Source organism: Ruegeria sp. CI5 (assembly GCF_056536885.1).
The window spans coordinates 82,753-109,663 of record NZ_JBQFQN010000002.1 but is presented as its reverse complement, the minus strand read 5'-3'; the positions used below and the strand labels follow the sequence as shown (position 1 = coordinate 109,663).

Annotated in this window: 26 protein-coding genes and 1 pseudogene; 10 read left to right on the top strand and 17 right to left on the bottom strand. The window is 60.3% G+C overall.

The window, feature by feature from the left end; translation table 11 throughout:
- Entirely contained in the window at positions 1 to 3,081 is a 3,081-nt protein-coding gene (locus ACR0BA_RS09350; RefSeq protein ID WP_480727599.1) for an ABC transporter transmembrane domain-containing protein, read from the bottom strand.
- Between the two features lie 245 nt (positions 3,082 to 3,326).
- On the opposite strand from ACR0BA_RS09350, the gene ACR0BA_RS09345 reads away from it, so the two are divergent.
- From ACR0BA_RS09345 to ACR0BA_RS09335, 3 genes are all read left to right on the top strand, one after another.
- Positions 3,327 to 4,088, top strand: coding sequence for a DUF6478 family protein (locus ACR0BA_RS09345; protein ID WP_093963346.1), 762 nt, complete (start codon positions 3,327 to 3,329; stop codon positions 4,086 to 4,088).
- Between the two features lie 11 nt (positions 4,089 to 4,099).
- Positions 4,100 to 4,459 (top strand): hypothetical protein, encoded by a 360-nt coding sequence (locus ACR0BA_RS09340; protein ID WP_170369316.1) that lies wholly within the window; start codon positions 4,100 to 4,102, stop codon positions 4,457 to 4,459.
- A 110-nt stretch (positions 4,460 to 4,569) separates the two neighbouring features.
- Complete coding sequence (locus ACR0BA_RS09335; RefSeq protein ID WP_480727596.1) at positions 4,570 to 6,096, top strand: MFS transporter; 1,527 nt, start codon at positions 4,570 to 4,572, stop codon at positions 6,094 to 6,096.
- Between the two features lie 54 nt (positions 6,097 to 6,150).
- Here ACR0BA_RS09335 and ACR0BA_RS09330 read toward each other — a convergent pair whose 3' ends face one another.
- From ACR0BA_RS09330 to ACR0BA_RS09300, 7 genes are all read right to left on the bottom strand, one after another.
- Positions 6,151 to 7,497, bottom strand: coding sequence for a S41 family peptidase (locus ACR0BA_RS09330; RefSeq protein ID WP_480727594.1), 1,347 nt, complete (start codon positions 7,495 to 7,497; stop codon positions 6,151 to 6,153).
- A gap of 6 nt (positions 7,498 to 7,503) precedes the next feature.
- A complete protein-coding gene (locus ACR0BA_RS09325; RefSeq protein WP_170435720.1) occupies positions 7,504 to 8,637 on the bottom strand; it encodes a murein hydrolase activator EnvC family protein in 1,134 nt (377 codons plus the stop codon).
- Complete coding sequence (gpmI, locus tag ACR0BA_RS09320) at positions 8,634 to 10,151, bottom strand: 2,3-bisphosphoglycerate-independent phosphoglycerate mutase (protein WP_480727592.1); 1,518 nt, start codon at positions 10,149 to 10,151, stop codon at positions 8,634 to 8,636. The genes ACR0BA_RS09325 and gpmI overlap by 4 nt, the downstream gene beginning before the upstream one ends.
- 92 nt (positions 10,152 to 10,243) lie before the next feature.
- On the bottom strand, positions 10,244 to 11,911 hold the full coding sequence (locus tag ACR0BA_RS09315) for a sulfatase-like hydrolase/transferase (RefSeq protein WP_480727590.1): 1,668 nt from the start codon (positions 11,909 to 11,911) through the stop codon (positions 10,244 to 10,246).
- Positions 11,912 to 12,157 (bottom strand): (Na+)-NQR maturation NqrM, encoded by a 246-nt coding sequence (gene nqrM / locus ACR0BA_RS09310; protein ID WP_170341485.1) that lies wholly within the window; start codon positions 12,155 to 12,157, stop codon positions 11,912 to 11,914.
- 15 nt (positions 12,158 to 12,172) lie between these two features.
- Positions 12,173 to 13,198: an FAD:protein FMN transferase gene (locus ACR0BA_RS09305; protein ID WP_170359443.1), complete on the bottom strand. Its 1,026-nt coding sequence runs from the start codon at positions 13,196 to 13,198 to the stop codon at positions 12,173 to 12,175.
- Positions 13,199 to 13,264: 66 nt separating this feature from the next.
- Positions 13,265 to 13,450, bottom strand: a complete 186-nt coding sequence (locus ACR0BA_RS09300) for a hypothetical protein (RefSeq protein ID WP_480727588.1) — start codon at positions 13,448 to 13,450, stop codon at positions 13,265 to 13,267.
- Positions 13,451 to 13,575: 125 nt separating this feature from the next.
- On the opposite strand from ACR0BA_RS09300, the gene ACR0BA_RS09295 reads away from it, so the two are divergent.
- On the top strand, positions 13,576 to 14,100 hold the full coding sequence (locus ACR0BA_RS09295) for a CBS domain-containing protein (protein WP_093963355.1): 525 nt from the start codon (positions 13,576 to 13,578) through the stop codon (positions 14,098 to 14,100).
- A 142-nt stretch (positions 14,101 to 14,242) separates the two neighbouring features.
- Here ACR0BA_RS09295 and ACR0BA_RS09290 read toward each other — a convergent pair whose 3' ends face one another.
- The 4 genes and pseudogenes from ACR0BA_RS09290 to ACR0BA_RS09275 form a co-directional block, all read right to left on the bottom strand.
- Positions 14,243 to 15,130: a GNVR domain-containing protein gene (locus ACR0BA_RS09290; protein ID WP_480727586.1), complete on the bottom strand. Its 888-nt coding sequence runs from the start codon at positions 15,128 to 15,130 to the stop codon at positions 14,243 to 14,245.
- A 596-nt stretch (positions 15,131 to 15,726) separates the two neighbouring features.
- Positions 15,727 to 15,981 (bottom strand): annotated as a pseudogene (locus tag ACR0BA_RS09285) (hypothetical protein); the annotation flags it as partial.
- 125 nt (positions 15,982 to 16,106) lie between these two features.
- Positions 16,107 to 16,610 carry a sugar transferase gene (locus ACR0BA_RS09280; RefSeq protein WP_480727585.1) on the bottom strand — a complete coding sequence of 168 codons (504 nt, stop codon included), beginning with the start codon at positions 16,608 to 16,610 and terminating at the stop codon, positions 16,107 to 16,109.
- A gap of 116 nt (positions 16,611 to 16,726) precedes the next feature.
- Positions 16,727 to 17,527, bottom strand: a complete 801-nt coding sequence (locus ACR0BA_RS09275; RefSeq protein ID WP_480727583.1) for a metallophosphoesterase family protein — start codon at positions 17,525 to 17,527, stop codon at positions 16,727 to 16,729.
- A gap of 158 nt (positions 17,528 to 17,685) precedes the next feature.
- On the opposite strand from ACR0BA_RS09275, the gene ACR0BA_RS09270 reads away from it, so the two are divergent.
- The 6 genes from ACR0BA_RS09270 to tviB all read left to right on the top strand — a co-directional run bounded on the left by ACR0BA_RS09270 (position 17,686) and on the right by tviB (position 21,888).
- A complete protein-coding gene (locus ACR0BA_RS09270) occupies positions 17,686 to 17,973 on the top strand; it encodes a hypothetical protein (protein ID WP_480727582.1) in 288 nt (95 codons plus the stop codon).
- The gene (locus ACR0BA_RS09265; RefSeq protein ID WP_480727580.1) at positions 17,967 to 18,386 is read left to right on the top strand and encodes a YjbF family lipoprotein; all 420 of its coding nucleotides are present in this window, start codon (positions 17,967 to 17,969) and stop codon (positions 18,384 to 18,386) included. The genes ACR0BA_RS09270 and ACR0BA_RS09265 overlap by 7 nt, the downstream gene beginning before the upstream one ends.
- 294 nt (positions 18,387 to 18,680) lie before the next feature.
- Positions 18,681 to 19,013, top strand: a complete 333-nt coding sequence (locus tag ACR0BA_RS09260) for a hypothetical protein (RefSeq protein WP_480727579.1) — start codon at positions 18,681 to 18,683, stop codon at positions 19,011 to 19,013.
- Between the two features lie 13 nt (positions 19,014 to 19,026).
- Entirely contained in the window at positions 19,027 to 19,455 is a 429-nt protein-coding gene (locus tag ACR0BA_RS09255; RefSeq protein WP_480727578.1) for a hypothetical protein, read from the top strand.
- 113 nt (positions 19,456 to 19,568) lie between these two features.
- Positions 19,569 to 20,582 carry a GDP-mannose 4,6-dehydratase gene (locus ACR0BA_RS09250; protein ID WP_170372559.1) on the top strand — a complete coding sequence of 338 codons (1,014 nt, stop codon included), beginning with the start codon at positions 19,569 to 19,571 and terminating at the stop codon, positions 20,580 to 20,582.
- Between the two features lie 22 nt (positions 20,583 to 20,604).
- Complete coding sequence (gene tviB, locus ACR0BA_RS09245) at positions 20,605 to 21,888, top strand: Vi polysaccharide biosynthesis UDP-N-acetylglucosamine C-6 dehydrogenase TviB (RefSeq protein ID WP_480727577.1); 1,284 nt, start codon at positions 20,605 to 20,607, stop codon at positions 21,886 to 21,888.
- 512 nt (positions 21,889 to 22,400) lie between these two features.
- On the opposite strand, the gene nqrF is transcribed toward tviB, so the two are convergent.
- Genes nqrF through ACR0BA_RS09220 form a run of 5 tightly spaced genes read right to left on the bottom strand, consistent with a single transcriptional unit; the run spans position 22,401 to position 26,911 of the window.
- Positions 22,401 to 23,621, bottom strand: coding sequence for an NADH:ubiquinone reductase (Na(+)-transporting) subunit F (gene nqrF, locus ACR0BA_RS09240; protein WP_170341483.1), 1,221 nt, complete (start codon positions 23,619 to 23,621; stop codon positions 22,401 to 22,403).
- Positions 23,622 to 23,633: 12 nt separating this feature from the next.
- The gene (gene nqrE / locus ACR0BA_RS09235) at positions 23,634 to 24,242 is read right to left on the bottom strand and encodes an NADH:ubiquinone reductase (Na(+)-transporting) subunit E (RefSeq protein ID WP_050603817.1); all 609 of its coding nucleotides are present in this window, start codon (positions 24,240 to 24,242) and stop codon (positions 23,634 to 23,636) included.
- Complete coding sequence (locus ACR0BA_RS09230; RefSeq protein WP_170341481.1) at positions 24,242 to 24,895, bottom strand: NADH:ubiquinone reductase (Na(+)-transporting) subunit D; 654 nt, start codon at positions 24,893 to 24,895, stop codon at positions 24,242 to 24,244. The genes nqrE and ACR0BA_RS09230 overlap by 1 nt, the downstream gene beginning before the upstream one ends.
- Positions 24,895 to 25,710: a Na(+)-translocating NADH-quinone reductase subunit C gene (locus tag ACR0BA_RS09225; protein WP_480727575.1), complete on the bottom strand. Its 816-nt coding sequence runs from the start codon at positions 25,708 to 25,710 to the stop codon at positions 24,895 to 24,897. Before ACR0BA_RS09225 ends, ACR0BA_RS09230 begins: the two co-directional genes overlap by 1 nt.
- Complete coding sequence (locus tag ACR0BA_RS09220) at positions 25,703 to 26,911, bottom strand: NADH:ubiquinone reductase (Na(+)-transporting) subunit B (RefSeq protein WP_170407596.1); 1,209 nt, start codon at positions 26,909 to 26,911, stop codon at positions 25,703 to 25,705. Before ACR0BA_RS09220 ends, ACR0BA_RS09225 begins: the two co-directional genes overlap by 8 nt.

Here is a 26,911-nt window from a genome sequence, read left to right as displayed (position 1 = left end):
CTAACCGCCCGCCCCGGTCTCGGCTTCGGGTGTCAACGGGGTATTAGACAGCAACAGTCGTTCCGAGACAGTTGTCAGATACCCGGCCACCGTTTCGAGAAGGCGCATCGAAACAGCCGCGTCACCCTCTACCACGGCGCGCAGCTCTTCCGCGCCGATCCGCAGGAACGAACAGTCGGTCATCGCAACGAGGTCAAGTTGCCGAGGCGCGCCGGTGATGATCGACAGGTCGCCGATCAGACGGCCTGGCTCGACGACGGAGATGTTTCGCTTTTCGCCGTCCGGCATCGTCCATTCCAGGCTCGCCTGCCCGGAGATGCACAGATAGGCAGCGTCGGGCGTTTGCCCGCGCGAGAATATGGTCTGCCCCGCCGCCGCGTCGTACCATTGCGCCGAAAAGGCCAGCAGACGCTGGTGTTTTCCGTCAAGCCTCGAAAACAGTTCGGTTGCCGAAATGATCTTGAGTTTTCGGCTGAAGTCTTCGGGTTGTTCGTCTTCCGCCTCGGCCTTGGAACGCGATACACCGTCGATTCGGCCGTCCTTGATTTCCACGTACATGTCATAGGCCTCGGGATGGCCAAAATGATCTTCCATGAAGATCATGACCGAGTCGGGAAGCAACTCACGCAGCTTGAGACGCGTGCGCAGACGGCTTTCCGAATCGTGGCTGGCAAGAACCTTGTCCAGGATCAGGATGTCGGGCCGCTTGATCGCTGCCCGTGAAAACGCGGCACGTTCCTGGAACACCGTGGGCAGGTTGGCCCCGCCAAGACCGGTCGGCAGATCGTAGATGATAGCCGCCAGGCGACGGGTGAGACCCGCCTCGATCAGGACTTCGGCTACGGCATCCTCGATCTCTTCGGCATGTGCCCCGGCCATCAGCGACACGCGGCCATACAGGGCATTTTCCATGACGGTCAGGCGCGGCACATAGGTTTCGGGTGCCACGGGAATGAACAGCCCGTCGAAAGATGCGTGCAGGTTTTGGGCCTGCGTGCGCCGGATCGACAGGATCTTTTCCTTGTACTCCTCGGGGAAACTGGGGCCGATCTGTTCGGCGGTCAGCATGAACGGCACCGTCAGCAACAGTGCCATTTCACGTTCGGACAGGGTTGCCTCACCTTTCGACATGCGGCGTTCGTCGATGTCGAGCAGTCGGTGGTACATGTCCTTGGACATGCCCAAACGCAGGAACAGCGGGTGATCCGTCCCTTCTCGGCCGAATGTTTTCCGCAGCGTGCTGAGGACCGCCGTCGCGATGCTTAGGGCGTCCTTGTCCAGATCATGGGCCCGCAGCATGGCAAGAAATCGAGCGTCCCCGGCTAGGATGTCCGGTGAGATGTTGCGCGACGGTGAGGCAAACAGAAGGTTGCCCCCCAAAGGTACGGCCGGGTTGAACCGGTCCGGATCGAACCGGTAAACGTATTTGTCCAAGCCCTTTTCCTTGAGACGCGCTGCAACCTTGTCGCGCGCATCCACGATCGCCTTGGCCAGATGGGGGTGCAGTTCGGGATCGAATTGCGACCGCAACGTCCGCCGGAACATGAATTCGTCGATGCCCATCGCCTCGACCAGTTCGAACCACCAATCCCGGATCTCGTCGATGCTCTGCAGCCCGGCAAGGCGTGGGTCGACCCATTCGTCCTCCAGAAGGTCCGGGGAGTTGCCGGCGCGCACGGCTTCGACCTGATAACGTGATGGAGCCTTCAGAGCTTCGGTCTCGTGCTGGGGATGGGGACGCAAAGGCATCAGCAGGTTGTCCCCAAGCGTGCCGTTGAACAAGTAGGGTCGCGAGTGGGCATAGCCGACACGGGCGGCGATCACCGCCTGATGGAGTTCGCGAAGGTTGTGCCCAGACAGAAGGACCTCGCCCTGAACCGGCAGGATCTCGCGGATCAGCAACTGGGCCAGCGCCTGTCTTTCCGAGTCATGCGAGGCCTTGATGGCCACCCGAGCGCCTTTCGGGATTGTCAGGTCGATGTCTTCAAGGATCAACTTGCCGTCTTCGTCGCGCACCGTCACATTGCGCAATTCGATGTCGCCCTGCAGGTGCGGGATGCTCTCCGGCTCGCCATAGAACAGTTCTTCGGGGATCATGTTCTCGGGCGCAAATCGTTCGGTGACGACCTGCCAGCGCAACGACATGTCCTGAACCTGATTGTAATAGGTCAGCAGATCGCGCCAAGGGCCGCTGAGATCCTTGTACGCCCCCAGCGCCGCAACCAGCGCACCGACTGTCACTTCGCCCGTAATCGCGAGATAGCCGCCGACCGAATAGAACAGGAACGGCGTCATTTGCGTGATCAGGTTGTTGAGGAACTTCATGAAGAATTTCTTGTTGTAGATCCGAACCCGGATATCGAACAAGGTTCCCAGACGATGACTGAACTGCGCCAGCCGATAGCGCCAACCACCGTTCGCGCGCAGGTCGCTGATACCGGCGGCGGTTTCGCCGATCTCGGTGCTCAGATGGCGGATCTCCTGAATACGGTCCTTGTTCAAGAGGTTGATCTGGCGCTGAAGGCGCGGGATCAGCCAGGCTTGCAGCGGGATCAGCGCGATCGAAGCCAGCCCGAACCAGACGCTCTGCATGAACAGGAAAGTGACAATCGTCATCATCTGACCGAACTGAAAAACCGGCTGGGCGATCGCGTCGCCCATCAGTCCGCCCATCGGTTCCGCTTCGGACGATATCATCGACACCAGCTCGCCCTGGCTTGTGGTCGAGAAATACGGCTTGGGGAAGCGTAGCATCCGGCTGATCAGGGTGAATCTGAGCCGCCGCAGCATGCGTTCGGCCAGGATCCCCTTCATGGTGTTGATGCGCATCTTCATGAGGCCGCCAGCCAGCACGGTTCCCAAGAACGCAAAACACAGGATTAGCAAGTATTGGACCTGGGTCACCTTCGTGCCAAACAGCATTACCGTGTTTCCGGTCGCGCCGATGGCGTCGTTGATGATCTGCTTGGGCAATTCAAGCGAGGCATAGAGAAACGGAAACGAAAGTACGGTCAACAGCAGCAGAATGAACTGCTGTTTCTTGGAATGTTTCCAGATGAACGCGAATAGGGTGGGTTCCATGCCCCGGCCTCGTCTTGTTTTTTGGACTGCGGCCCGTTGCGGAGGATCCACGGCGACCGGGTGACTGACGGTAAGCTTTGCCCCGTGCTATTTCAAGAACGTGCCCCGGCGTGATCTTGCAAAAATCCGGCCGGCACGACCGGCGTCGTTCACAATTCGGAAATTTTGCAGTGCTATCTGTCGAAGGCGGGTTTATTCCGCCCGCGGAATCCGACTAAAGAGGTGCAGTTTCAAGCACTGGGCACATGAGCAGACTTCTGGATCGGTATTTCAGCCGCAAGGCAGTTGGGCACTGGAAACGGACGGCGCAGAACGCGCCGCACGAAGACCTGCCCCTGCTTCGCCAGCAGCGTGATCAGGCGCGAGTGCTTCGCGCCCAACTTGATCGGCTGATTCAGATTGCGGACGGGCGCCTGACCCGCCCGCATATCGGCACCCAGAATTTCCCCAGACCGCTTGGCACGGATTGGGCCTGGCGCCCGGATTTGTGGGGCAGCCCCCTGCCCGTTACGGGCCTGGTATCTTTGTCTCGCAAGGCGCAGCTTGATGACAGCGTGGCGCTTTTCCATGACTGTCCGCTGGCCGAGATTGCAGTCCGGCAAATCCGCAACAGCGGGGAAAAGGACCTGGCGCCTTTCAGCCTGGCGATCGACGTATTCAGCTTTCAAGGCTCGTTCCTCTCCGTGTCTGTCGAACTTCCGGGCAGCGCCGCCGAGGGCCTGACGCGGCAACACCTGGTCCGGGCTCATGTGACGGTCGACAGTGAGCGCCCGGCCGAGGTCTTTGCGAGGCTGAACATCCAGAATGGACCGAATACCGAGCAGGTGCTGCGAAAGCTGGAACCGCAACATGCGACATCCGACATCGATTTTGATCTTGCGCATCTGTCCTTGAACGAACGTCGCATCGAGAAGATGTGGCTGGACCTTATCATCCAGGATCCTGGTATGAACCGTGTGGTGCTGCGGGATCTGACCCTGTGCCGCCATCATCGCGCTGACTTGTGAAGGGAAAGGCCATGGCGGAAACAAAACTCGTCCCGATCCGGTTCGAAGACGGCTTATGGGAAGGCCACTATTCAGGAAGTATCGCACCCCAACTTGAAGCCCGGTACCGGGATCAGATCCTGCAAGATATCGAGGTTTCTGAGGCCGAAGGTGGCTGGCATGTTCGGGTTCCCGTACCAACGGTCCTGTTGTCCGATGGTGTGCATAGTGTGATTATCCTCGACAGCGCTTCACAGGAAAAAGTGGGTGACATCACCGTAATCGCGGGTGCGCCGGCCGTGGGCGATATCCGCGCCGAGATGGACCTGCTGCGCGCCGAACTTGACCTTCTGAAGCGCGTGGTGCGTCGGTTGAGCGCTGATCAGGGTTGATCGGCCAAAAGCCGGCAGGTTCAGCATATTCGAAGTCTGCTTGGACGCATTCCTATCTTTTTCGCTGAATTCATGCATGATTGAGCCACCAAGGAAACTCTGGGGGCCGGATGGAACGTGACAGCATTATCAAGGTCATAGCGCTGATGGTAACGGCGTTTGGCATCGGCATAGACTTCACCGGTGCGCTGATGCTGGTTCCGGCGATCGAAAACTCGTTTGATGCCGATATCACCAGTACTCAGTGGGTATTGAACATCTATGCGCTGTTCTTCGCCATGACGATGGTTGCAGGTGGCCGGCTGGGCGACATGTACGGTCATCGCAAGATCATGATCATCGGATTGTCGCTGTTTCTATTCGCCTCGGTCATGTGTTTCGTATCTCCCAGTCTTGATTTCCTGATCGGCGCACGCGCGCTTCAGGGTATCGGCGCGGGATGCGTGTGGCCGTGCACGCTGGCCTTCGGGGCCACGAGGGTATCCCGTGAGGAACACCGTGCGATGGTCATGGGTTTGATCCTTGCCGGTGTCACGACCGGCAATGTATTTGGTCCGATGATCAGCGGGTTTGTCGTCAATCTTGGAGATTGGCGCCTGTTCTTTCTGGCAAATGTCGTCTTCTCCTGCATCTCGATAGCCACGGCAGTCCTGCTGATGCAGCGTGACAAGACCCACAGGACAGGCGAGCACATCGACTTTGCCGGAATGGGTGTCCTTTCTTTTGCTGTCCTGCTGCTGCTGTACGCGCTGGATGTCGGATCGGACTGGGGCTGGCTGTCGGTTCCGCTGATGTTTCTGTTTTTCCTCAGCGCGTCGCTGTTTCTGTTGTTCCCACGCGTGGAAAAACGCGTGAAAGAACCGCTTTTGCTGCCGCAGATGATGCAAAATCCGCAATTTCGCATCACCTTGGGGCTGAACATGTTCAACGTCTCGGCGGCCTTTGTGGGATTGCTTTATTTTCCGCAATATATGCAAAAGGTTCTGGGCTGGTCGGTATTCGAATCCGCTCTGGGTCTCGCACCGCTGACTGTTCTTTTGGCGGTCGGGTCGATCGTGTCAGGCACTTTGTATAATGATTTCGGACCCAAGCGCCTGCTGTTCTGGGGGTATCTCTGCGCTACGATAGGCGCGGCCAGTGTCGTTGTGATGCCGGCCGGGCTGGGGTATTTTCAAATCCTTCCGGGGATGGCTTTGATCGGGTTGGGAGCGACACTGACGGTTGGCCCGTCGGGTACCGCCGCCGTTTGCGCCGTCAAGCCTGAACGTGCAGGCCTGGTTGGCGGTCTGAGCTTCATGGTGCACTTGGTCTATGGCGCCATTTCGGTCGCCTGCGCGACGGCCATCATGTACATGGTCAGTCTGTCCCGCTTCCGCGAACACCTTTCCAAGGCCGGAATCGACATGTCCCTGGCCGATCAAAAAGCCATCAATGGCGGTACGTTGACGACCAAGACCGCGCAGGCTGTCATGCAGAAATTCAGCGCGCCCGAGGCCGAAAAGATCAAATCCGCGTTGTCGATGGCCTTTGACAGCGGGATGGATATGGCTTTTGTGTTTTCAACGGTGTCGGTGTCGATCGGCCTGGTTCTGGCGCTGATGCTTGACGAAAAGAAACTGCACAAAATCGAGAGCTGAGCCAAAAGAAAAGGCCGCGGAAAACCGCGGCCCTTCGGTCATTGTTTGCGCAGCTTACTGCGATGCCCGCTCTGTCGGATTGAAGGCGAACAGGCCTTTGAGAATGTCGATCGCATAGGCCAACTGGTAGTCTTCGTTGCGCAGTTCGGCGGTTTCTTCCGCTTTGGTGCGGTCTTCCTCGATCTGGCGGATTTCATCCTCGGTCAAACTGTCATTGTTCAGGCTGCCCCGCAGGTCGGCCTCGGACCGGGTGCGGGCGTTGCTTTCTTCCTCTTCCTCAGCCTCGGGACGGACGCGGGGCTGTTCCACGATGATGTCGGGGCTGACACCCAAAGCCTGGATCGACCGACCCGACGGGGTGTAGTAGCGCGAGGTGGTCAGACGCATCGCCCCGTCGCCACGCAGCGGCATCACGGTTTGAACCGATCCTTTGCCGAAGCTTTTGGTGCCGACGACGATCGCGCGGTGGTGATCCTTCAATGCACCTGCAACAATTTCGGAAGCCGACGCCGATCCGCCGTTGATCAGCACTACGATCGGCTTGCCTTGGGCAAGATCACCCGGGGTTGCGTTGAAGCGTTCACCATCTTCGGGATTGCGCCCACGGGTCGAGACGATCTCGCCTTCGTTCAGGAATGCGTCCGATACCTTGATGGCTTGGGTCAACAGCCCGCCGGGGTTGTTGCGCAGGTCCAGAACAAAGCCGTTCACCTTGTCGATGCCGCCAGCTTCGGCGATCTGCTTTTCCATCCCCTCTTTCAGGTTCGGGAAGGTCTGATCGTTGAAGGTGGTCACACGAAGCACCACGCTGGCGCCTTCGGTGCGGGCGCGAACGGCGGTCAGTTTGATCGTGTCGCGGATGATGGTCACATCGAATGGGTCGGGTTCGCCTTCCCGCACGACGGTGATGACGATTTCCGAACCGACCGGGCCGCGCATCAGGTCGACTGCCTTGTCCAGCGTCAGGCCCAGGATGCTTTCGCCGTCCACATGAGTAATGAAATCGCCGGCCTCGATGCCCGCTTCGTCCGCAGGCGTCCCGTCAATTGGCGATACGACTTTGACGAAGCCGTCCTCTTGGGTGACCTCGATGCCCAGCCCACCGAATTCACCACGCGTCTGCACGCGCATCTGCTCGGCGTCGTCCGGGGAAAGATAGCTTGAATGCGGATCCAGTGACGTCAACATGCCGTCGATCGCAGCCTCGATCAGTTCTTCGGGGGCGACTTCCTCAACATACTGGGCGCGGATCCGTTCGAAGATATCGCCGAACAGGTCAAGTTGTTCATACACTCCGGCCTTGTTTTCGGCCTCTTGCGCCAGCAGTGGCCCGGCGATCTGGGTAGTCGCAATAATCCCTGCCACGGTGCCGGCCAGACCGGCCATCACAAATCTCTTCATACTCGTCTATCCATCCTTGTCAGGCCGGAACCATGATTCCGGATCCACGGGGCTATTGTTCTCTCTTACCTCTATATAGAGCGTTTCTGGACGATCAGTTCCAGTGCCATCACCGCTTGTTGACAAAATCGCGCCGATTTCTGGTGTTTGACCGGGCATCAGGCCCACTGGTGTTCCTTCGGGGATCACCTGACCGGGGTCCCCGTACACCTCCTGAAGGCCGGAGAAGACAAAAAGCAAACCGGGCTGCGGTTCCAGGATCACAAGGTTTCCAAGGTCCAGAAGCGGCCCTCGGTATCGGATCGTGGCCGCTGTGGGCGACAGCACCAATGCACGTGGTCTGGTTCCCAGTACAAGCCCCGGACGCGTGACCCCTGCGGCGTCCGTTTCGCCGGAACGATGGAGTATGACGCCTTGGGTCGGCAGCGGAATCTGTCCTTTCAGTTGGGACACATCCGCGTTCGAGGCTATGATTTCTCCATCCGATATCTCAGATAGACCGCTGGCGAAACCATCCAGAGTCTCCGTTGATGAGATCAGGATGGCTGTCCGTACCGGGTCTTCAATGAAGCGGCGCGGCAGGTCGGTACGGTCCGCTATGGCCTCGCTCAGCTTCGTCCTGGCGTTCTGCACGCCTTCCAACCCTTCGGTCAGCGTGTCCGCAGCGCTTTGTTGCAAGCGGCGCAGGGTCTGCACCTCGTCCAGATCCCGGGCCAGCGCCTGGGCTCTGGTGTTCAGGCCAGGGGTGACTTCGGACAGCATCATCCCGGTGCGCGCCGCCCCCAGCGGCCCGGCCGGGTGCAGCATCAGAACCGGTGGCGCCGTGGTTTCGATGGTTTGCAGCACGCCCAGCAACTGGCGGATTTCGCGTTCGCGCGCGTTCAACTCGGCGGTCAGCTGGCTTTCGCGCAAAGCCGCTCGGCGCAGCCCGTCGCGCATGGCGGCCAGCCCGGCCTCGTAGGCCTGGATCGTCTCGGTCAGGGCACGCACGCGGTCGCGGGCGGTTTCGGCCTCGGTCAGCGCGATCGAGGCCTGTTCCAGCATCTGCGCTGCCTCCAGTGCCGCCTGCGCGGGGTCCGGCGCGGCCCGGACCGCCTGCCCCGCCATCAGGGCCGCCAGAAGAAGCGCGCGCAGCCTCATGACAGCAGGCTCTGACCCGTCATTTCCGGCGGCTTGGGCAGGCCCATCAGGTCCAGCACCGTAGGCGCCAGATCGGACAGGCGACCTTCGCGCAGGGTTGCGCCCTCGGGTCCGCCAACCAGCGCCACGGGTACCGGGTTCAGGGTGTGAGCGGTATGCGGCCCGCCTGTTTCGGGGTCGATCATGGTTTCGCAGTTGCCGTGATCGGCCGTCACGATCATGGCACCGCCTGCCTTTTCAAGCGCGGCGACCACGCGGGACAGGCCTTGGTCAACGGCCTCGCAGGCCTTGATCGCGGCCTGCAGGTCACCGGTATGGCCCACCATGTCGGGGTTGGCATAGTTGGTGACGATCAGGTCATAGCCGCCCTCGATCGCCTCGACGAAATTGTCCGTGACCTCGGCGGCCGACATCTCGGGCTGCAGATCATAGGTTGCAACCTTGGGCGACGGGGCCATATAGCGATCCTCGCCGGGCTCGGGGGTTTCCTTGCCGCCGTTCAGGAAGAACGTGACATGGGGGTATTTCTCGGTTTCGGCCAGGCGGAACTGGCGCAGGCCCTGCTTGGCAACCCATTCGCCCAGCGTGTTCACGATCTCGCGCTTGGGAAACACTGTGGTCATGTAGGCGTTGTGGCCGTCGGAATATTCCACCATGCCCAGCAGCGCCGACAGGTGCGGGCGCGGGCCGGTGTCGAATTCGGCGAAATCAGGTTCGGCAATGGCGCGCAGGATTTCGCGGGCGCGGTCGGCGCGGAAATTGAGGCAGAAGAAGCCGTGACCGTCGCGGACGCCGTCGTAGCCGGGCAGAACCGTGGGCGCGATGAACTCGTCCGTTTCGCCCCGGTCGTAGGCGGCCTGAATCGCGGCGCTTGCGGTATCGGCCTGCCCACCCTGCCCTTTGATGATCGCGTCATAGGCGCGACCGACCCGTTCCCACCGGTTGTCGCGGTCCATGGCATAGTACCGCCCCGACACGGTGACCACCTGCGCGTTCGCGGGCAGGCGGCGTTCCAGCTCGGCCAGGAAGTCCAGCGCCGATTTCGGGGCCACGTCGCGCCCGTCGGTGATGGCGTGCAGGGCCACCGGCACGCCCGCTTCGGTGATCGCCTTTGCGGCGGCGACGATATGGTTCAGATGCCCATGCACCCCGCCATCCGAGACCAGCCCCATCAGATGCGCGGTTCCGCCCGCCGATTTCACCTTGGCGATGAAGTCCTGCAGCGCGGCATTTTCGAAGAACGAGCCGTCCTCGATCGCAAGATCGATCTGGCCCAGATCCATCGCCACGACCCGCCCGGCCCCGATATTGGTATGACCGACCTCGGAATTACCCATCTGGCCGCTGGGCAGGCCTACATCCGGGCCATGGGTGATCAGCCGCGCGTGCGGACCCTTGGACATGATCGCGTCGAAAGTGGGCGTGTGGGCCAGATAGGGCGCATTGGCCTGCGTGTCGTCGGACAGACCCCAACCATCAAGGATACACAGGACGACGGGTTTGGGTGCGCTCATGTCGGGTCTCCGGTAACTGCTCTTGTCCGTTCTTCTATCCCCTGCCTGCCGCATCGTGAACCGCCTTTTGCGGCGATGCGCCCCGCGCCGGGTTATTTCCTGATCTGCTGCCAGGGCCGCGCCTTGCGGCCGCGATACTTGACCGTCAGCTCGGGCGGGGCGTCGCTTTCTTCATAGGCGCCCAGGATCACGCCCTTGCCACGACTTTTGGTGCGCATCTCGACCAGCTCGGCCGCCGAGCGCGTGGTGCGCTGCGACGGGCGCCGGGCCCAGGCGAACAGATGGTCATACATCTGCGCGATCACATCAGCATGAGCCGCGCTGTCGCCCAGATCGGTTAGCTCGCCGGGGTCGTTTTCCAGATCGAACAGGATCGGGCGGAACCCGCCTTCGCAATGGATCAGCTTCCATTTTTTCGTGGCCACCATGAACATCGCCGCATCGCGCACCGAAACGCCCAGCGTTTCCGCGATGGGCGAGGCCGAAAAGTCGTATTCGCAGATCGCGAATTTGCGCGGGGTCTCGTCCGCCCGCCCGTGCAGGATGGGCAGCAGCGAGTGGCCTTCTAGGATATGATCAGGCACCGCACCGCCCGCGACCTCGACGAAAGTGGGGGCCAAGTCGATCGACTCGACCAGCGCGTCGCAGGTGGTGCCGCGCGTGGCATCGGCCTGTTCGGACGGGTCAAAAATGATCAGCGGCACCTTGGTCGAAGCGTCGTGGAAGAACGTCTTTTCGCCCATCCAGTGATCGCCCAGAAAATCGCCATGGTCCGAGGTCAGCACGATCATCGTGTCGTCCATGCGGCCGGTCTTCTCCATCCAGTCCAGCAGCCGCCCGATCTGGTCGTCGGCCTGCTTGATCAGGCCCATATAGGCGGGGATCACGGCCTCGCGCACATCCTGCCGCCAGAAGGTCTGACCGATCTTGGTGTGCATGAAGGCGCTCAGCACGGGGTGTGCCGCCGCCCGTTCGGCCTCGGACCGGTTGGCGGGCAGAACCTGTTCGGGTCCGTACATCGAGGCATAGGGCTCGGGGACGATATAGGGCCAGTGGGGCTTTATGTAGCTCAAGTGGCAGCACCACGGTCCGTCATGGGTTTCCATGAATTCCATGCCACGCGAGGTCAGATAGGGGGTCTCGCTGTCCTCTTCGGCGATGTTCGCGGCCTGCGGCGCGTTTTTCAGAAACCAGCCCGACAGCACGTTGCCGTCCTCGTCCAGCCCGGAATTGGCAAAGTCGTGCCAGGGGTTGTCGCCGTCATACCCCTTGTCGGCCAGCCACGCGTTATAGGCCTTGGCCCCGTCGGGGTCATAGAACCCGTCGGGACCTTCGGGGCGCATCCCGTCGTCGCGCTCGAACACGTCGAAACCGCATTCGGCCACGCGCGCGCCGATCAGGCTGTCGGGTTCCAGGCCCAGCCGCGCCATGCCCTCGGCGTCGGCGCGCATATGGGTCTTGCCGACCAGCCAGCAGTCCATCCCCGCCTTGCGCAGATGGTCGCCCATGGTCTGCTCGCCCACCTTCAGCGGGATGCCGTTCCACGAGGCGCCGTGCGACTGCACATAGCGCCCGGTATAGGTGGACATGCGCGAGCTGCCGCAGATCGGCGATTGGATATAGGCCCGCGTGAACCGCACGCCGCGCGCGGCCAGCCGGTCGATATTGGGCGTGTGCAGATGCGGATGGCCGTAACAGCTCAGGTAATCCCAGCGCAGCTGGTCGAACATGATGAACAGGATGTTGCGGGCCTTGGCCATTCAGTGCTGCGCGCCCTGGCTTTCCATCTGCTCCACCATCCGGCGGGCGCGCTTGCAATGCAGCTTGTCACGCAGGGGGCTGTTGGGGTCCACGTCCTTTTGGCACACCACGCATTTGTCGGCCCCCGAAATCGCGTTCAATCCGCCGCAACTGCCTTTGATGGTCTTGCCCATCAGCATCACGCCCAGCGACATGCCGACCATGATGATCAGCAGCAGAACAAACGCGAGGATAAAGGTGCTCATCGGCCGGCCCGCCCTTCAGTTCGATCCCAGCGCATCCTTGAACGCGCTGCTTTGTACCGTGATATAGGCATCTTCGCCGCCTGTCACATCCCGCGAGATGAAAAACACCGCCAAACCCAGCTGATCGGCCAGTTTCAGCCCCCGCTCCTGCCCCAGCGCCAGCATCGCAGTGGCCCAGGCATCGGCCATCATCGCATTTTCGGCCAGAACCGTGACCGAGGTCGTCCGATGCGTGATCGGACGTCCGGTGGTCGGGTCGATGATGTGCGAATACCGCACCCCGTCCTGTTCGAAGAAGTTCTTGTAATCGCCCGAAGTCGCCATGCCGCGGTTGTCCAACGGCACGATGAACTGGATGGTCTGCGACCCGGTTTCGGGTTTTTCGATGCCGATGCGCCAGGCCTCGCCCTTGTCGTTCTGACCGCGGGCCACCAGGTCGCCGCCGATCTCGACCATGTAGCTCTCGATGCCGGCTTCTTGCAGCGTCTCGGCCACGGCGTCGATCCCGTAGCCCTTGGCGATGGCCGACAGGTTGATCCCCACGCCCGGCAGCGCCTTGGCCAGCGCCCCGGCCTGCGCATCCAGCGTCAGCAGGCGGGCCTGCCCCACCTGTTCCAGCGCCGCCGCGATCTCGGCATCCGACGGAACCGGGTCTTCGGGCTTGCGCGGGCCGAAGCCCCACAGCTCGATCAACGGGCCGAGGGTCACGTCGAAAACGCCGCCGCTTTGCTCGTGCACCTGGTTGGCCGCCGCGATCACATAGGCGAATTCCTGTGACACCGGCATCGGGTCGGTGCTGGCCGAGGCAGAAAAGACCGAGACTTCGGAATTCGGGTCCCAGTTGGACATCTTGGCATTTACCTGCGCCAGCGTTTCCTCCACGGAGGCGGACAGAGCAGCCTCGTCCAGATCCTCGCCGATTGCGGTGATGTGATATGTCGTGCCCATGGTTTCGCCGGACAGACGGACGATCTCGGGCTCCTCGTCGAACAGACAGCCAGAAACAACAAGCGGCAGGGCCAGAGCAAGCAGTCGGCGCATGGGGCGATCTCCTGGAAATGTGTTGCCCGGCATATGCCAGCGGCCCCACCCAGAGTCAAACCTGCGTCAGGGCGCCAGCGGCAGGAAGCCAAGGACCAGCAGCCCGACCGCAGCGGGCACTCCAAACAGCCACGCACGTTTCTGCCAACCCGGGGGCTGTTCTTTCCACAGTTTGCGGAAATTATGCCCGCAGATCACGACCAGAAGGAAGATCACGGCGGCAACCGCAGGAGTCAGATGGAGTTGGGTCACGGGGTCCGGTTTTTCCTTGCGACCCGGCGCGGTTGCGCCGGTTTTTGAATTTGCACCCTATACAGGTTTCTCTGCTGCGATAAGGTGGTGAGGACAGCCTGTAGCGTTGAAGGAGGAGACCGCCCATGGCCCCAAGCTCTTACCAGCCCCCGACACGTGGCGACAAGGCCGGGTCAAGCACTTACAGCCAATCCGCCGAGTCGAATTTGTCACATACTCAGACCACTGTCGCCAAATTGCTGGAAGGAAAAGGTGATGCGGTGTTTTCGGTTCGGCCGAATGACACTATCCATTCGGTGGTCGAAATTCTAAAGGAGAAACGCATCGGGGCGGTTGTCGTCACCGATCAGAACGGCGCACTGCAGGGGATCCTGTCCGAGCGGGATATCGTTCGCCGCATGGCGGATACTCCGGGTCAGACGCTGCCACAGTCGGTCGAGGCGCTGATGACACGCGATGTGCGGACCTGCACACCGGACGACCTGCTGATGGATGTGCTGAAGACGATGACCGAGGGGCGATTCCGCCACATGCCGGTTCTGCGCGACGGCAAGCTTTGCGGCATGATCACCATCGGAGATGTCGTGCATTTCCGCCTGAAAGAGCTGGAATACGAAGCCCTGCGCATGAAGCAGATGATCGTCGGCTAGATAGTCACACGTTGTAGTAACGGGCATATGCCCCATAGGCCTGCCCGCCTGCCTTGGTCTGCTTTCGGGCAGACCGCAGGTCCGACATGACCAGCACGGTGGCGTGCAAGTTCATGCTGGAAAACTCGCGCAGCGCTTGTGCCTACTGGGCGCGGGACGTGATGGCCGGTGCAACCGACAAAATGATCGCGTCACAGGCCTGCCCGATTGCCCGGGCGTCAGGAATGGCCAAAACCGGTGGGCTGTCGATCAGAATATTGTCGCAGTCTGCCCGCAAACTCTGCATGAGGTCATGAAAGCGCGAAGACGAAAAAGTATCCGTGGCGCTGCGTGTGCTGCACTCGCCCATCAGAACACTGACCGAAAACCGGGTGTTGGTACGCAGAAGGTTGCCCAAGGGTGTCCCTCCGGTCAGCGCTGTGACCAAACCGCCGTTCGGGTTGTCTGGAAAATACGCCCTGAAAGACAGGCTCCGGATGTCGGCTTCGAGCAGCAGAACAGATCGACCGAGCCCCGCCATGCTTTGCGCAAGGGCAATCGACATCTTGGTCTTACCCTCATCCGGTACCGACGAGGTGCACAGAATGACCTGCGGTGGAGCGTCCGCATATGGCGACAGCACAGACGTTTGCAGGTTTCTAGCCGCCTCCAAGAGCGGCGACGTCGGATATGTGGACAGGTACCCGACCAACTGACTGCGCTGGCGGATCGGCGCCAATGGCAGACGGCCCAGAACCGGTACGCTGGTGGCCAGCTCCAGATCGGCCCCGATCGGAACCGCGGATTGCCGGATTTGTCGGACAAGAACGATGCCCAGCCCCGAAGCCGCCCCGGCGATCACCCCAAGAAACATGATCAGACCAGAACGCGGTGCAACTTGTTTTCCCGGAGTAGCCGCCGAGATTATGCGGCTGTCCGGCGTTTGTGCGCCCTGTTGGACGGCGGCTTTCTTCTGTCTGGAAATAAAGGTTTCTTGCAGCAACAGGATTGCGCGGGCGTCGCGCTCGATCTGGCGCAGTTCGGCCGTCACGCGGGCATTCTGGGCGATCAATTCTGAAACACGTTCGGCGAGAGCTATCCTTGCTGCTGCGTCCCCTGTGGCGACCTGCCTTGAAAGGCTGGTGAGAATGCTACCGTGATTGGCCTCCGGAATATCGCCTTTGAAGTGTTCGGGGTCAAAGTCAACAAGTGTCTGGTCCAGTTGGTCAAGCTCTTGAAGACGGCTTTGCAGATTGGCCAACCTTGTTCGGGTTTCGAAAAGGTGCGCGGCCAGTGCTTCGGGGCTGGCGCCCGCAGGACCTTGATGGCGTCCTCCTGCCGGGCGATTTCCTGCTCCAGCCCGGCCACCCGGTCCGACAACCATGAAACAGTTTCGGTTAGTCCTTTGGCTTTTGCATTGATTTGATCCCGAACAAAAAGCTGGGCCAAGGTATCCGCAATCTCAGCCGACTTCTGAGGGCGGTTGGTTGTTGCGCCGATCCGGATGACATCTGAATTCCGGACGTTTTCGATAGATACCACCTGTGTGACGTTTTCCGCGACAATGCCCAGGGCTTCGCTATCCGACCGGTTCGCCGGATTTTGCCAAAATACGGTCCAACGCGATGCGAGGATGGCTGGATTGAACTATGGATCATCCTGGAGGTTTAGCTCCAGCGCCGGGCTATGCATCATACGAGCAGAGCCAAGGATTTCGACTTGGGTATTGATGGTGGAGATGTCGCCGCCTAGCCCCGTCATGGCTTGCGACGGCACTTCGGAATAGCCCGCAGAGCGTGTCAGAACCAACGTCGTTTCGGACCGGAAGCGGGGTTCCGTCGCAAACGTCGAGATCCCAAATGCCAGCAAAAGACCGAGACCTGCGCAGCTGGCGATTGTGTATCTGTCCGGCCATCACAGCCGGGCAAAGGCCAGCAGAACCAAACCGTCCACGGTTTTCTCGCGCCTGTTCGCGCCATGAGGTTTTTCGTCGGTCATGTTAGGCCTTTGCAAGTGCTTGTGTTCTGTCACCGTTTCTTGGCGTCAATTGCCCTTGAACTCTGCAACCGCCTGCAGCGTCCGCCAAATAATCCAAAATTCGAATGCAAGGCTCGGATTATTGATGTAGTAGTGGTCGGTCCAAAATTTTTCCGAATATCTTCAAGACTTTGTGCGTGCCCGACTTCGGTCTGGGCATAGCCACTGATTCCGGGGCGGACGCCAAGCCGGGCGCGGTAACCGGGCCATAGGGGCCCTCTGATCTTACCGTGACCAGGCTTCATTGAACGGAATTTGTAGGCGACAAACGCTCTTCCTCCTCTGCCCACGCGGATCTGGCAAAACAACAAGGGCCCTCGGTTTAGAATGTGGTTCATGACGAGCAACAGGACTGCGCAAACCGCCAGCAGTGGCAACAGGGCCAGAGAAACAGCAACATCCATGAAGCGTTTGGTGATACTGAATGTCAGACCTACGCGCGGCGCGGCAAAACCGGAAAAAGCTGCCTGGGAACCAACAATATCGATGCTCATCCATCCCACCCTGAGCGTCTGATATCGCGTAGGCTCAGCGAGAGTTTCGCTGCGGAATGGTAAATACCGAGCTAATGTTAATAGAGTATTTAGAGATCATCATTTGACCATGGCCATCATGCCCGACCGGCGGTGTCCGAGGCTTCATAGCCGGGGCCGGTTGATACGAAATTGACGATGCCCGGGCTGATGTCTGCCGCCGTGAGCCGACCGGTCGCAAACGCGCCGGTATCGATCGAAATCACCCGGCCACTGACCTTTGGATCTGGGACGATGGTATGCCCGTGCACGACCCATTGGCCATCCGTTCGAGCGGTGGACGGGAAATTGGGGTGCCCCCACAAACAGACATGGCGCGGTTGGTCATCGATTGGCAAAGCCGGATCAAGGGCCGCGTGGACGATGGAGACATTCCCGCTTGACCAGGTCAGTGGCCGGTTTTCGAGCCAAGTCAGAACCGGGTCACCGATCACAGACCGCAACTGATGCGAGATTTGGACAGCATCTTCGCCCAGTGTCGCTTCGGTTATTCCCGTCAGGCCGAACGACGCGAGTGTCTGAAGCCCACCGTTTCCCAGCCACAAGCGACTGGTCCGCTTGGGCTCCTCGATAAATCGAAGCAGCATCTCTTCATGATTGCCCAGCAGACAAATCACTTCGCGCTCGCCGTTTTCCGAAAGATGCCGCAGGTGATGCAAAACCTGAGCGCTGTAATCTCCACGGTCGACATAGTCCCCTACAAATACCAGGGGAATGTCCGGATCGAGCCGGGTCAGCAGTTGCTGCAACAGGTCCAGCCGTCCGTGAATGTCACCAACGACATAGAACCGCCGATCGGGTGCCAGGGTCCCCAGCAGCGATTCCTGCTCAGGCTCGCCGGTGCCCCGCCTGAGTTTTCTGATCCACGATCCTATCATCAGACCTGTTCCCTATCGCGCTGCGGCCCCGGCAGCAATGGTGGACAGGGCCGGCTGACGCCACCGCCGTAGATGTGAACAACAGGTTATTGAGGCGGGTCGGCAACGCAAGGGTCCTCGGCATTGGAGTGGCCGCCGACAAACAACAGGAGCTTTCCATGCCTTCGATGACTTACAAACCGGCCGCGCAGTGGTCTGTCGAAAACCGCCACGTTGCGGCCGCGGACCAGGACATTCTTCTCAGCAACGTGGGTGGTGCATCGATCCGGTTTGAAATCACCGCCGACGATGCCATCCCTGAATTGGAAGCGGCTTTGGGTCACACGGTTCAAACGGGACGGTCTTTTGCAATGCAGATGAAAGCTGGCGAGCGTCTGGATGATACGGTCCGAGGGCTGCGCGGGCACGATCTGCGTGCCAATTGGGGTCGATTTTGGCGATGGTGAGGATCATCGTCGTTGTGCTGGTTCTGGCGGACTGCACTCCGGATGGTGATGGCCCGCGTTCGGTTCTGATGCCCGCGATGCTGGATCGTCAGGGCCAGCCCACAATGCTGGCCGAGCTGCCCAAATTGTCGGTCAGCGCAACGATGGCCCTGTTTGGTGGCAACGGTGACGTTCAAACCTGGAAGTTAGCGGACGGTGTTTCGCTTTCCTTTCTGGATGGAGTTTTGGTCTCAAGCCGGGGATTGGGCGCGGACGTGATGTCGGCGGATGTGAGTGGAACACGCGCCATGCTGGCCGGGGACGGCTCGGCGCGCCATATCCGCCTGCACAGCTATCTGGACGGCGAATACCAACCCAGCTTTCGCGCATCTCCAACCAACTGGACAGCGTCGCCCTGCGAGAAGTACCTTTGACGGCTCAGACGGTGCTCATGGAAAACGGGACGACATCCTTTCGGCCACGCAGCCTGCCGCAGTCCTTCTATGAAACCGCAGGCACCGGGCCGGCCCACTCTCGATTGGTTGCGCTGCCAGATGGTCCTGCCTTTCCGGACTTCACCCCCGAACCGCTTGAATTGCGCGCGCCTCCGCGTGTGAAGGCTCCACCTTGTCACCTGGGACCGGGTGATGTGGTGGTGATCATACGCCCCGCACGGGTTGCCGAACTTGCTGGCGCGGGCGCTCAGCGGGATACCTTCACTGTGCGCGATGACGGCACGATCTCGATCCCCGACGCCGGTCGTGGTGCCGCTGACCGTCGCTGCATTGACACTCGGTCAGGCGATTGCCGCGGCCGGACGCCTGACGACCCGGGATCGAGAGCTGGGCACGATCCGCATCTACCGCAGTGGGGATTTGTATCAGATTCCGTTGCGCGACTATTTGGCCCGACCGGAGTTCCGTCAACTGGTCCTTTTGAACGGGGACGCCGTGTTTGCCGATACCAGCTATGACCTGGACCGGGCTCTTGCGTTTTATCGCGATCAGATCGACGTCATCAGCCTGAACCGTCAGGCTCGGGGCCGCCTTGGCCGAACTTGAGCAAGAGGTCGGTTTGCGCCGCGCCGAACTGACGGAGACACGCAAAAATTTCACGGTTCGCAGTCAACTGGGCGCCGAACAGCGCGACTATGTCTATCTAGGGGGAGAGTTCCGCAAGAACGCTCGTGTTCCCCTGCCCTACGGCCAGCACCTGAGCCTGGCCGGTGCTTTGTTCGGTGAAGGCGTTTACAGCACCAGAACGGCGGACGCATCGCAAATCTTTGTACTGCGTGCCTCTCGCAAGCCTGAGGAATTCGGCGCCGTAACTGCCTGGCACCTGGATGCGCGCAATCCCTCGGCATCGTCGATCGCGGCCCGTATGGAACTGCGGCCCCACGATATTGTTTTCATCCAGGAGCAGCCGATCACGACTTGGGGTCGGGTGCTGGATCAATTCCTGCCCTCGATGGTCAATGCGGGGCTGGGCGCGGCAAATGGTTGACGCGCACCGCCCTGCATCGGATATGAGGCCCCACCGACCGATAATCCCCTTGACCTTGGCGGGTCGAAAGGGTCCCTGATGGTCGGGATTATTGATTTGCGTTCGAGGGTTTCATGCAACGGGTATTGATTACGGGCACTGCGGGCTTCATCGGGTTCCACCTGGCCAAGCTGCTGTTGTCCGAAGGATTTCAGGTCCATGGCTATGACGGGATGACGGATTACTACGACGTCACTCTCAAACAGCGCCGCCATCAGATGCTGTTGCAGACGCCCGGCTTCTCAGCAACCGAGGATCTGTTGGAAAACCACGAACGTCTCATGCAGGTTGCCGACGAATTCCAGCCCGAGGTTATCGTTCACCTCGCCGCTCAGGCGGGTGTGCGTTACAGCCTTGAACACCCGCGCAGCTATATCGATTCAAACGTTGTGGGTACGTTCAACGTGATGGAGGTGGCCCGTCAGCACAAGGTCGGGCACCTGCTCATGGCATCTACCTCTTCGGTTTATGGGGCAAACGAAGACATGCCCTTTACCGAGGTGGAAAAGGCCGACACCCAATTGACGATCTATTCTGCCACCAAAAAGGCGAACGAAGCGATGGGACATTCCTATGCCCATCTCTGGGATCTGCCCACGACCATGTTCCGGTTCTTCACCGTATACGGCACCTGGGGCCGTCCAGACCTGGCCCTGTACAAGTTTGTCGATGCAATTCTGGATGGGCGCCCGATCGACATCTACAATCACGGCGAAATGTATCGCGACTTCACCAATGTAAACGACTTGGTGCGCGGGATCCGGTTGTTGATCGATGCGGTCCCCGCCCGTCCGGACAGCCCCGAGGATATCGAGAAGGGTGACAGCCTGTCGCCGGTCGCGCCCTATCGTGTGGTCAACATCGGAAATGGTGACAAGGTGCGTCTCATGGATTTCGTCGAAGCAATCGAGGAAGCCGTGGGCAAGAAGGCGATCCGGAATTACATGCCCATGCAGATGGGTGATGTTCCGGCGACATGGGCCAATACCGACCTACTGCAACGCCTGACCGGGTATCGTCCGCAGACCGATTTCAAGGATGGAATCGCTCAGTTTGTCGAATGGTTCCGCGAATACCACGGCAAATGATCTAGTGACCCGGACCTGACGTATGCTTGAAACGAACCCCAATTCCCGTCGGATCGCCGTGATCGGTCTGGGCTATGTCGGCCTGCCGTTGGCCGCTGCCTTTGGCAAGATCGGACCGGTTCTGGGCTTTGACATCAATCCCACGCGCATCGACGCGCTGCGCCAGGGCAATGACGCCACGCATGAGGTCAGCGAAGACGAGCTGTCCGCCGCCGGGGGTCTTAGGTTTACCACTGACCCCGCTGATCTGGCGGACTGTGACACGTATATCGTGACGGTGCCCACACCGATCACAGCACAAAAACAGCCAGACCTTGCACCGTTGCTGCGCGCCTCAGAAACGGTTGGACGGGTGTTGAAGCCTGGTGATCTGGTTATCTATGAATCAACCGTCTACCCCGGCGCGACCGAGGAAGACTGCGTCCCGATCCTCGAGCGGGAGTCCGGCTTGCGTTTCAACGTGGGTTTCTTTGTCGGGTACAGTCCTGAAAGGATCAATCCCGGCGACAAGGCGCATCGCATCGCCGATATCTGCAAGGTCACGTCGGGATCGACGCCTAAGGCCGCCGATCTGGTGGACGCGCTTTATGCGCGGATCATCACGGCGGGGACGCACAAGGCCGAAAGCATCCGCGTGGCCGAGGCTGCAAAGGTGATCGAGAACACACAGCGCGATCTGAATATCGCCCTGGTGAACGAACTTGCCATGATCTTCGGCCGCCTCGGCATCGACACTGATGCGGTGCTGCGGGCGGCGGGCACCAAATGGAATTTCCTGCCCTTCCGCCCTGGCCTTGTCGGTGGGCATTGCATCGGGGTCGACCCCTACTACCTGACCCACAAGGCCGAGGCCGTTGGCCATCATCCTCAGGTCATTCTGGCGGGGCGGCGCCTGAACGATGGAATGGGCGCATATGTCGTGTCCCAGTTGGTCAAGCGGATGATCCGCGAGCGGATCGAGATGACGGACGCCCGGGTCTTGGTCATGGGGCTAACCTTCAAGGAAAACTGCCCTGATCTGCGAAATACCCGGGTCGTCGACATCGTTCACGAGTTGCAGAGCTACGGTGTGACCGTGGACGTTCACGATCCCCATGCCGATCCGCAAGCCGCACGTGACGAGTATGGGATCGACCTGCTGGAGCAGCCCAAGCCCGGCACCTATGACGGTATCGTCCTTGCCGTTGCCCATGACGCATATCTTGCGATGGATCCGGCCGAAATCCGAGCGTTCGGAAAGGCCCGGAATGTCCTGTTCGACGTCAAATCCTGCCTGCCGCGCCGCGTCAGTGATCTGCGGCTCTGACCCGCGCAGCACACTGAAATGAGAGACATTTTCTGACTGTGAAACCACTGTCCGCAAGGTCCCAGGCCCTGTGGGTTGCCGCCGGCCAGTTCAGCCTTCTGGTCGGCGGGCGTTGACGGCCTATCGAAGATGTGTCCGCAAAAAGTACCTTCCGGCCGCCGGTGCTTGGTCCGCTGTGCTCTCCCTCCTTGCTGTTGTGTCCGCGCTGAATGGCGCAGCGACCACCGCGCTGATTGCGATGGGGAATGCAGCACGTTCTCGTCGGGTGGGCTCAGGGCCTGGGCCTTTATCCTGTTGCGATACGTGATCTGGCTGGGATTTTTGGATAGCCGCCAAGGGCGGCGTTTTCCCCGGCTGCGGGGTCTTGGGTATCGTCGTCGTGTCGAACGGACGTTGGCGTTGGTAGAACGCTGCATGCGGGACAACCGCGTTGACCCACTGACGGCAATACGCAGCGTTTTGGGTTTTGATGTTACAAAATGAAACCGGCGCAAGATTGCGCCGGTTTTGTCTTAGCCACCAAAGTCGTCCAGCATGATGTCTTCGCGATCAACACCCAGATCCAGCAGCATGTTGATGACCGACTGGTTCATGATTGGCGGACCGCACATGTAGAATTCGCAGTCTTCGGGCGCCGGGTGGTTCTTGAGGTATTCCTCGAACAGAACGTTGTGGATGAACCCTGTGTAGCCATCCCAATCGTCGCCCGGTTGCGGGTCGGACAAAGCAACGTGCCACTCGAAATTTTCGTTCTCGGCGGCCAGCTGGTCGAAATCTTCAACATAGAACATCTCGCGGCGCGACCGCGCACCATACCAGAAGGTGATCTTGCGTTTGGTGTTCAGACGCTTGAGCTGGTCGAAGATGTGGCTGCGCATCGGGGCCATACCTGCGCCACCACCGACGAACACCATCTCTTTGTCGGTCTCGCGTGCGAAGAATTCCCCGAACGGACCCGAGATCGTAACCTTGTCACCCGGCTTCAGGTTGAAGATGTAGGACGACATCTGCCCGGGCGGAATGCCTTCGGACCCCGGCGGGGGCGAGGCGATCCGCACGTTGAGCATGATGATGCCTTTTTCGTTGGGGTAGTTGGCCATCGAATAGGCGCGCTCGATCGGTTCGGTAACCGTGGATTTGTACTGCCACAGGTTGAACTTGTCCCAATCCTCACGGTATTCCTCGGCGACGTCGAAATCGCTGTAGTCGACCTTGTGCGCCGGGGCGGCGATCTGGATGTACCCGCCCGCGCGGAAATTCACATCCTCGCCTTCGGGAAGTTCCAGCACCAGTTCCTTGATGAAGGTCGCAACGTTGTCATTCGACCGGACGGTGCATTCCCATTTCTTGACGCCAAAGACCTCTTCGGGAACTTCGATCTTCATGTCCTGCTTGACGGCCACCTGGCACGACAGACGGTCACCGCAGGTGGCCTCGCGCTTGGTGATGTGGCTTTCTTCGGTTGGCAGGATCGACCCGCCGCCCTCCAGCACTCGCACCCGGCACTGCGCGCAGGTACCGCCCCCGCCGCAAGCCGACGGAACGAACAGCTTTTCGGCTGCCAGCGTCTGCAGCAGCTTGCCGCCGGCAGGAACCGAGATGGTTTTCTCACCGTTGATGGTGATGTTGACGTTGCCCGATGAAACCAGCCGAGACCGGGCCGCCATGATAAGCGCGACCAGGGCCAGAACGATCAGGGTGAAAAGGACAACGCCGAGCGAGAAAGTTTCCATGCCCCTGCCCCTTTACAGTTTGACGCCCGAGAAGGACATGAAGGCCATCGCCATCAGACCTGCGGTGATGAAGGTGATGCCGAGGCCCTGCAGTCCGTCCGGAATGTCGGAATATTTCAGTTTTTCGCGCACGCCCGCCATGGCGGTGATCGCCAGCGCCCAACCAAAGCCGGAGGACAGGCCATAGGTTGCGGCCTCCGCAAAGTTGTAGTCGCGCTCGACCATGAACAGCGAGCCGCCCAGGATGGCGCAGTTCACCGTGATCAGCGGCAGGAAGATACCCAGCGCGTTGTAAAGCGGCGGGAAATACTTGTCCAAAACCATCTCGAGGATCTGCACCATCGCCGCGATCACGCCGATATATGAAATCAGGCCGAGAAAGGTCAGGTCCACATCCGGGAACCCGGCCCACGCCAGCGCACCCGGCTTGAGCAGGTAGTTCAGCAACAGGTTGTTGGCCGGAACGGTGATGGCCTGCACGACCATGACCGAGATCCCGAGCCCCAGCGCCGTCGAGATTTTTTTCGACACGGCGATGAAGGTACACATGCCCAGGAAAAAGCTGAGCGCGAGGTTTTCGACGAAGATGGCCTTTACGGCCAGTGAGATGAGACCTTCCATCAGTGCGCCTCTACCTGCTGGATCTTGTATTCACGTTCCTCGACCTGGTTCGGCTTCCACGTGCGGAAGGCCCAGATGATCAGGCCGATGATGAAAAAGGCCGACGGCGGCAGCAGCAGCAAGCCGTTGGGCACGTACCAGCCGCCATTGTTCACGGTTTCCAGGATGGTCACCCCGAACAGAGAGCCCGAGCCGAACAGCTCGCGGATGACACCGACCAGCATCAGGATCAGGCCATAACCCATGCCGTTGCCCAAGCCGTCGATGAAGGACGCCACGGGCGGGTTCTTCATGGCAAAGGCCTCGGCTCGACCCATCACGATGCAGTTGGTGATGATGAGGCCCACGAAGACCGACAGCGTTTTCGAAATCTCAAACGCATAGGCCTTGAGGATCTGGTCGACCAGGATCACCAGCGACGCGATGATGACCATCTGTACGATGATCCGGATCGAGCCGGGGATCTGGTTGCGCAGGCATGAGATGAAGAAGGACGAAAACGCCGTCACGAACATCACCGCCAGCGACATCACGAAGGCCACTTGCAGCGACGAAGTTACCGCCAGCGCCGAGCAGATGCCCAACACCTGCAGCGTGATCGGGTTGTTGTCGACAAGCGGGTCGACCAGCAGATCTTTCTTGGTCTGTGACATCAGATCTCTCCTGCTTGCAGCTTGGCCAGGAACGGAGCATAGCCCGCGTCGCCCATCCAGAATTTCACCAGGTTGTCGACGCCGACCGTCGTCAAGGTCGCGCCGGCCAGCGCATCGATATAGAAGTCAGGCCCTGCGGCGGGCATGGTTTTGGCGACCGTGATCTGCAGATCACCCGCATCGTCGCGCAGCTTCTTGCCGCTCCAGAGGGCTTTCCAGCGCGGGTTGTCCACCTCGGCCCCCAGGCCCGGCGTTTCGCCGTGCTGGTAGAATTGCAGCCCGAAGATGTCGTTGCCATTCGCTTCGAGCGCGATGAAGCCATAGAGCGTGGACCACAGCCCATAGCCGTGGACCGGCAGGATCACCTTGTCCAACGCGCCGTTTTCGTCGCGCAGCAGGTAGATCACGCGGTATTTCGCCTTGCGGCCGATGCCGGCAGGGTCGTCGGCAAGCGGCTCGCTCAACTCGGGGTCACTGGCGGCGGCAATATCGTCGAACGTGGCCGGGTCGAACTGATCGTCGACGAACTCACCCGTCGCCAGTTCCAGCACGTGCGGTTCGAAAGCGGCAAAAGCCTCGGCCACGTCGATGCCCGGCTCATAGACCCCCGCGACCTGCAGAACGTTGATCTGCTTGTCCTTGAGTTTGTTGGCCTCTTGCACCGGGCGAAGGCTGACCGCAGCTGCCGACACGATCATCGAGGCCACGAGGCACACGGCGACCGCGATGAAGATCGTCTTGCCAACCGAGTCCGGCGAGGCCGCCAGGAACCGGGCGATGGTGCCTTTGGGTTCAGGGGATTGCGTATCAGACATGGCGACGCGCCCTCCGTTTGATGTTTGCCTGAACGACGAAATGGTCGATCAGCGGCGCAAAGACGTTGCCGAACAGGATGGCCAGCATCATGCCTTCGGGGAAGGCCGGGTTCACCACCCGGATCATCACGACCATGACCCCGATCAGCGCGCCATAGATATAGCGGCCCATATTGGTGTGGCTGGCCGAGACCGGCTCGGTCACCATGAAGGCCAGGCCGAACGCATAACCGCCCAGCACGACGTGCCAGTACCACGGCATCGCGAACATCGGGTTGGTGTCCGATCCGATCAGGTTCAGCAGCAGGGTAAAGCCGATGGTCCCTGCCAGACAGCCCACAATCAGGCGGTAGTTGGCAATCTTGGTCATCAGCAGGAAGGCCAGCCCGACCATGCAGGCCAAGGTCGATGTCTCGCCAAAGCTGCCCTGGATCGAGCCGAAGAAGGCGTTCCACCATGTGATGCCCTCGGCCGCCAGAGCCTGGTAGCCGTCAGCGGCCGATACCGCCAGCGCGGTCGCGCCGGAAAAACCGTCGACCGGGGTCCAGACCGCGTCACCCGACATGGATGCGGGATAGGCGAAATACAGGAAGGCGCGCCCCACCAGCGCGGGGTTGAGGAAGTTCTTGCCGGTGCCCCCGAACACTTCCTTGCCGATGACCACACCAAAGATGATCCCCAGCGCCACCTGCCACAACGGCGCGGTGGCCGGCATGATCAGCGTGTACAGCATCGAGGTGACGAGAAAGCCCTCATTCACTTCATGCCCGCGCACGGTGGCAAAGATCACCTCGAAGGTGCCGCCCGCGACCAGTGTCACGATATAGATCGGCAGGAAATACATCAGCCCGTGCATCACGTTGGCAAAGATGCTGGAGGGATCCAGAGAAATGCCCAGGGCCTGCAGGATGGCGATGCGCCAGCCGGTCGCCGACTCCGGGCCCAGCGTCGCGATGGCCGAGTTGGCCTGGAAGCCGGTATTGTACATGCCCCACAGGATGCAGGGGATGGTGGCGATCACGACATAGGTCATGATCCGCTTCATATCCACGTAGGACCGCGCGTGCGGTGCCACGGATGTTACGGTTTTCGGAGTGTAGATGAAGCTTTCCACCATCTCGTAGATGGGGAAGAACTTCTCGTACTTGCCGCCCTTGGTGAAGTTCGGCTCGATCCGGTCAAAGAAGCTGCGCAAACCCAT

Coding starts and splice junctions, on each gene's coding strand:
- ACR0BA_RS09260 (WP_480727579.1), top strand. CDS start 18,681: ATGACGGCACGATCTCGATCCCCGACGCCGGTCGTGGTGCCGCTGACC.
- ACR0BA_RS09270 (WP_480727582.1), top strand. CDS start 17,686: ATGCCTTCGATGACTTACAAACCGGCCGCGCAGTGGTCTGTCGAAAAC.
- nqrM (WP_170341485.1), bottom strand. CDS start 12,157: ATGAGCACCTTTATCCTCGCGTTTGTTCTGCTGCTGATCATCATGGTC.
- ACR0BA_RS09295 (WP_093963355.1), top strand. CDS start 13,576: ATGGCCCCAAGCTCTTACCAGCCCCCGACACGTGGCGACAAGGCCGGG.
- ACR0BA_RS09330 (WP_480727594.1), bottom strand. CDS start 7,497: ATGAAGAGATTTGTGATGGCCGGTCTGGCCGGCACCGTGGCAGGGATT.
- ACR0BA_RS09250 (WP_170372559.1), top strand. CDS start 19,569: ATGCAACGGGTATTGATTACGGGCACTGCGGGCTTCATCGGGTTCCAC.
- ACR0BA_RS09280 (WP_480727585.1), bottom strand. CDS start 16,610: ATGAGCATCGATATTGTTGGTTCCCAGGCAGCTTTTTCCGGTTTTGCC.
- ACR0BA_RS09225 (WP_480727575.1), bottom strand. CDS start 25,710: ATGTCTGATACGCAATCCCCTGAACCCAAAGGCACCATCGCCCGGTTC.
- ACR0BA_RS09315 (WP_480727590.1), bottom strand. CDS start 11,911: ATGGCCAAGGCCCGCAACATCCTGTTCATCATGTTCGACCAGCTGCGC.
- ACR0BA_RS09345 (WP_093963346.1), top strand. CDS start 3,327: ATGAGCAGACTTCTGGATCGGTATTTCAGCCGCAAGGCAGTTGGGCAC.
- ACR0BA_RS09340 (WP_170369316.1), top strand. CDS start 4,100: ATGGCGGAAACAAAACTCGTCCCGATCCGGTTCGAAGACGGCTTATGG.
- ACR0BA_RS09265 (WP_480727580.1), top strand. CDS start 17,967: ATGGTGAGGATCATCGTCGTTGTGCTGGTTCTGGCGGACTGCACTCCG.
- ACR0BA_RS09335 (WP_480727596.1), top strand. CDS start 4,570: ATGGAACGTGACAGCATTATCAAGGTCATAGCGCTGATGGTAACGGCG.
- ACR0BA_RS09275 (WP_480727583.1), bottom strand. CDS start 17,527: ATGATAGGATCGTGGATCAGAAAACTCAGGCGGGGCACCGGCGAGCCT.
- gpmI (WP_480727592.1), bottom strand. CDS start 10,151: ATGAGCGCACCCAAACCCGTCGTCCTGTGTATCCTTGATGGTTGGGGT.
- ACR0BA_RS09305 (WP_170359443.1), bottom strand. CDS start 13,198: ATGCGCCGACTGCTTGCTCTGGCCCTGCCGCTTGTTGTTTCTGGCTGT.
- nqrE (WP_050603817.1), bottom strand. CDS start 24,242: ATGGAAGGTCTCATCTCACTGGCCGTAAAGGCCATCTTCGTCGAAAAC.
- ACR0BA_RS09325 (WP_170435720.1), bottom strand. CDS start 8,637: ATGAGGCTGCGCGCGCTTCTTCTGGCGGCCCTGATGGCGGGGCAGGCG.
- nqrF (WP_170341483.1), bottom strand. CDS start 23,621: ATGGAAACTTTCTCGCTCGGCGTTGTCCTTTTCACCCTGATCGTTCTG.
- ACR0BA_RS09350 (WP_480727599.1), bottom strand. CDS start 3,081: ATGGAACCCACCCTATTCGCGTTCATCTGGAAACATTCCAAGAAACAG.
- ACR0BA_RS09230 (WP_170341481.1), bottom strand. CDS start 24,895: ATGTCACAGACCAAGAAAGATCTGCTGGTCGACCCGCTTGTCGACAAC.
- tviB (WP_480727577.1), top strand. CDS start 20,605: ATGCTTGAAACGAACCCCAATTCCCGTCGGATCGCCGTGATCGGTCTG.
- ACR0BA_RS09220 (WP_170407596.1), bottom strand. CDS start 26,911: ATGGGTTTGCGCAGCTTCTTTGACCGGATCGAGCCGAACTTCACCAAG.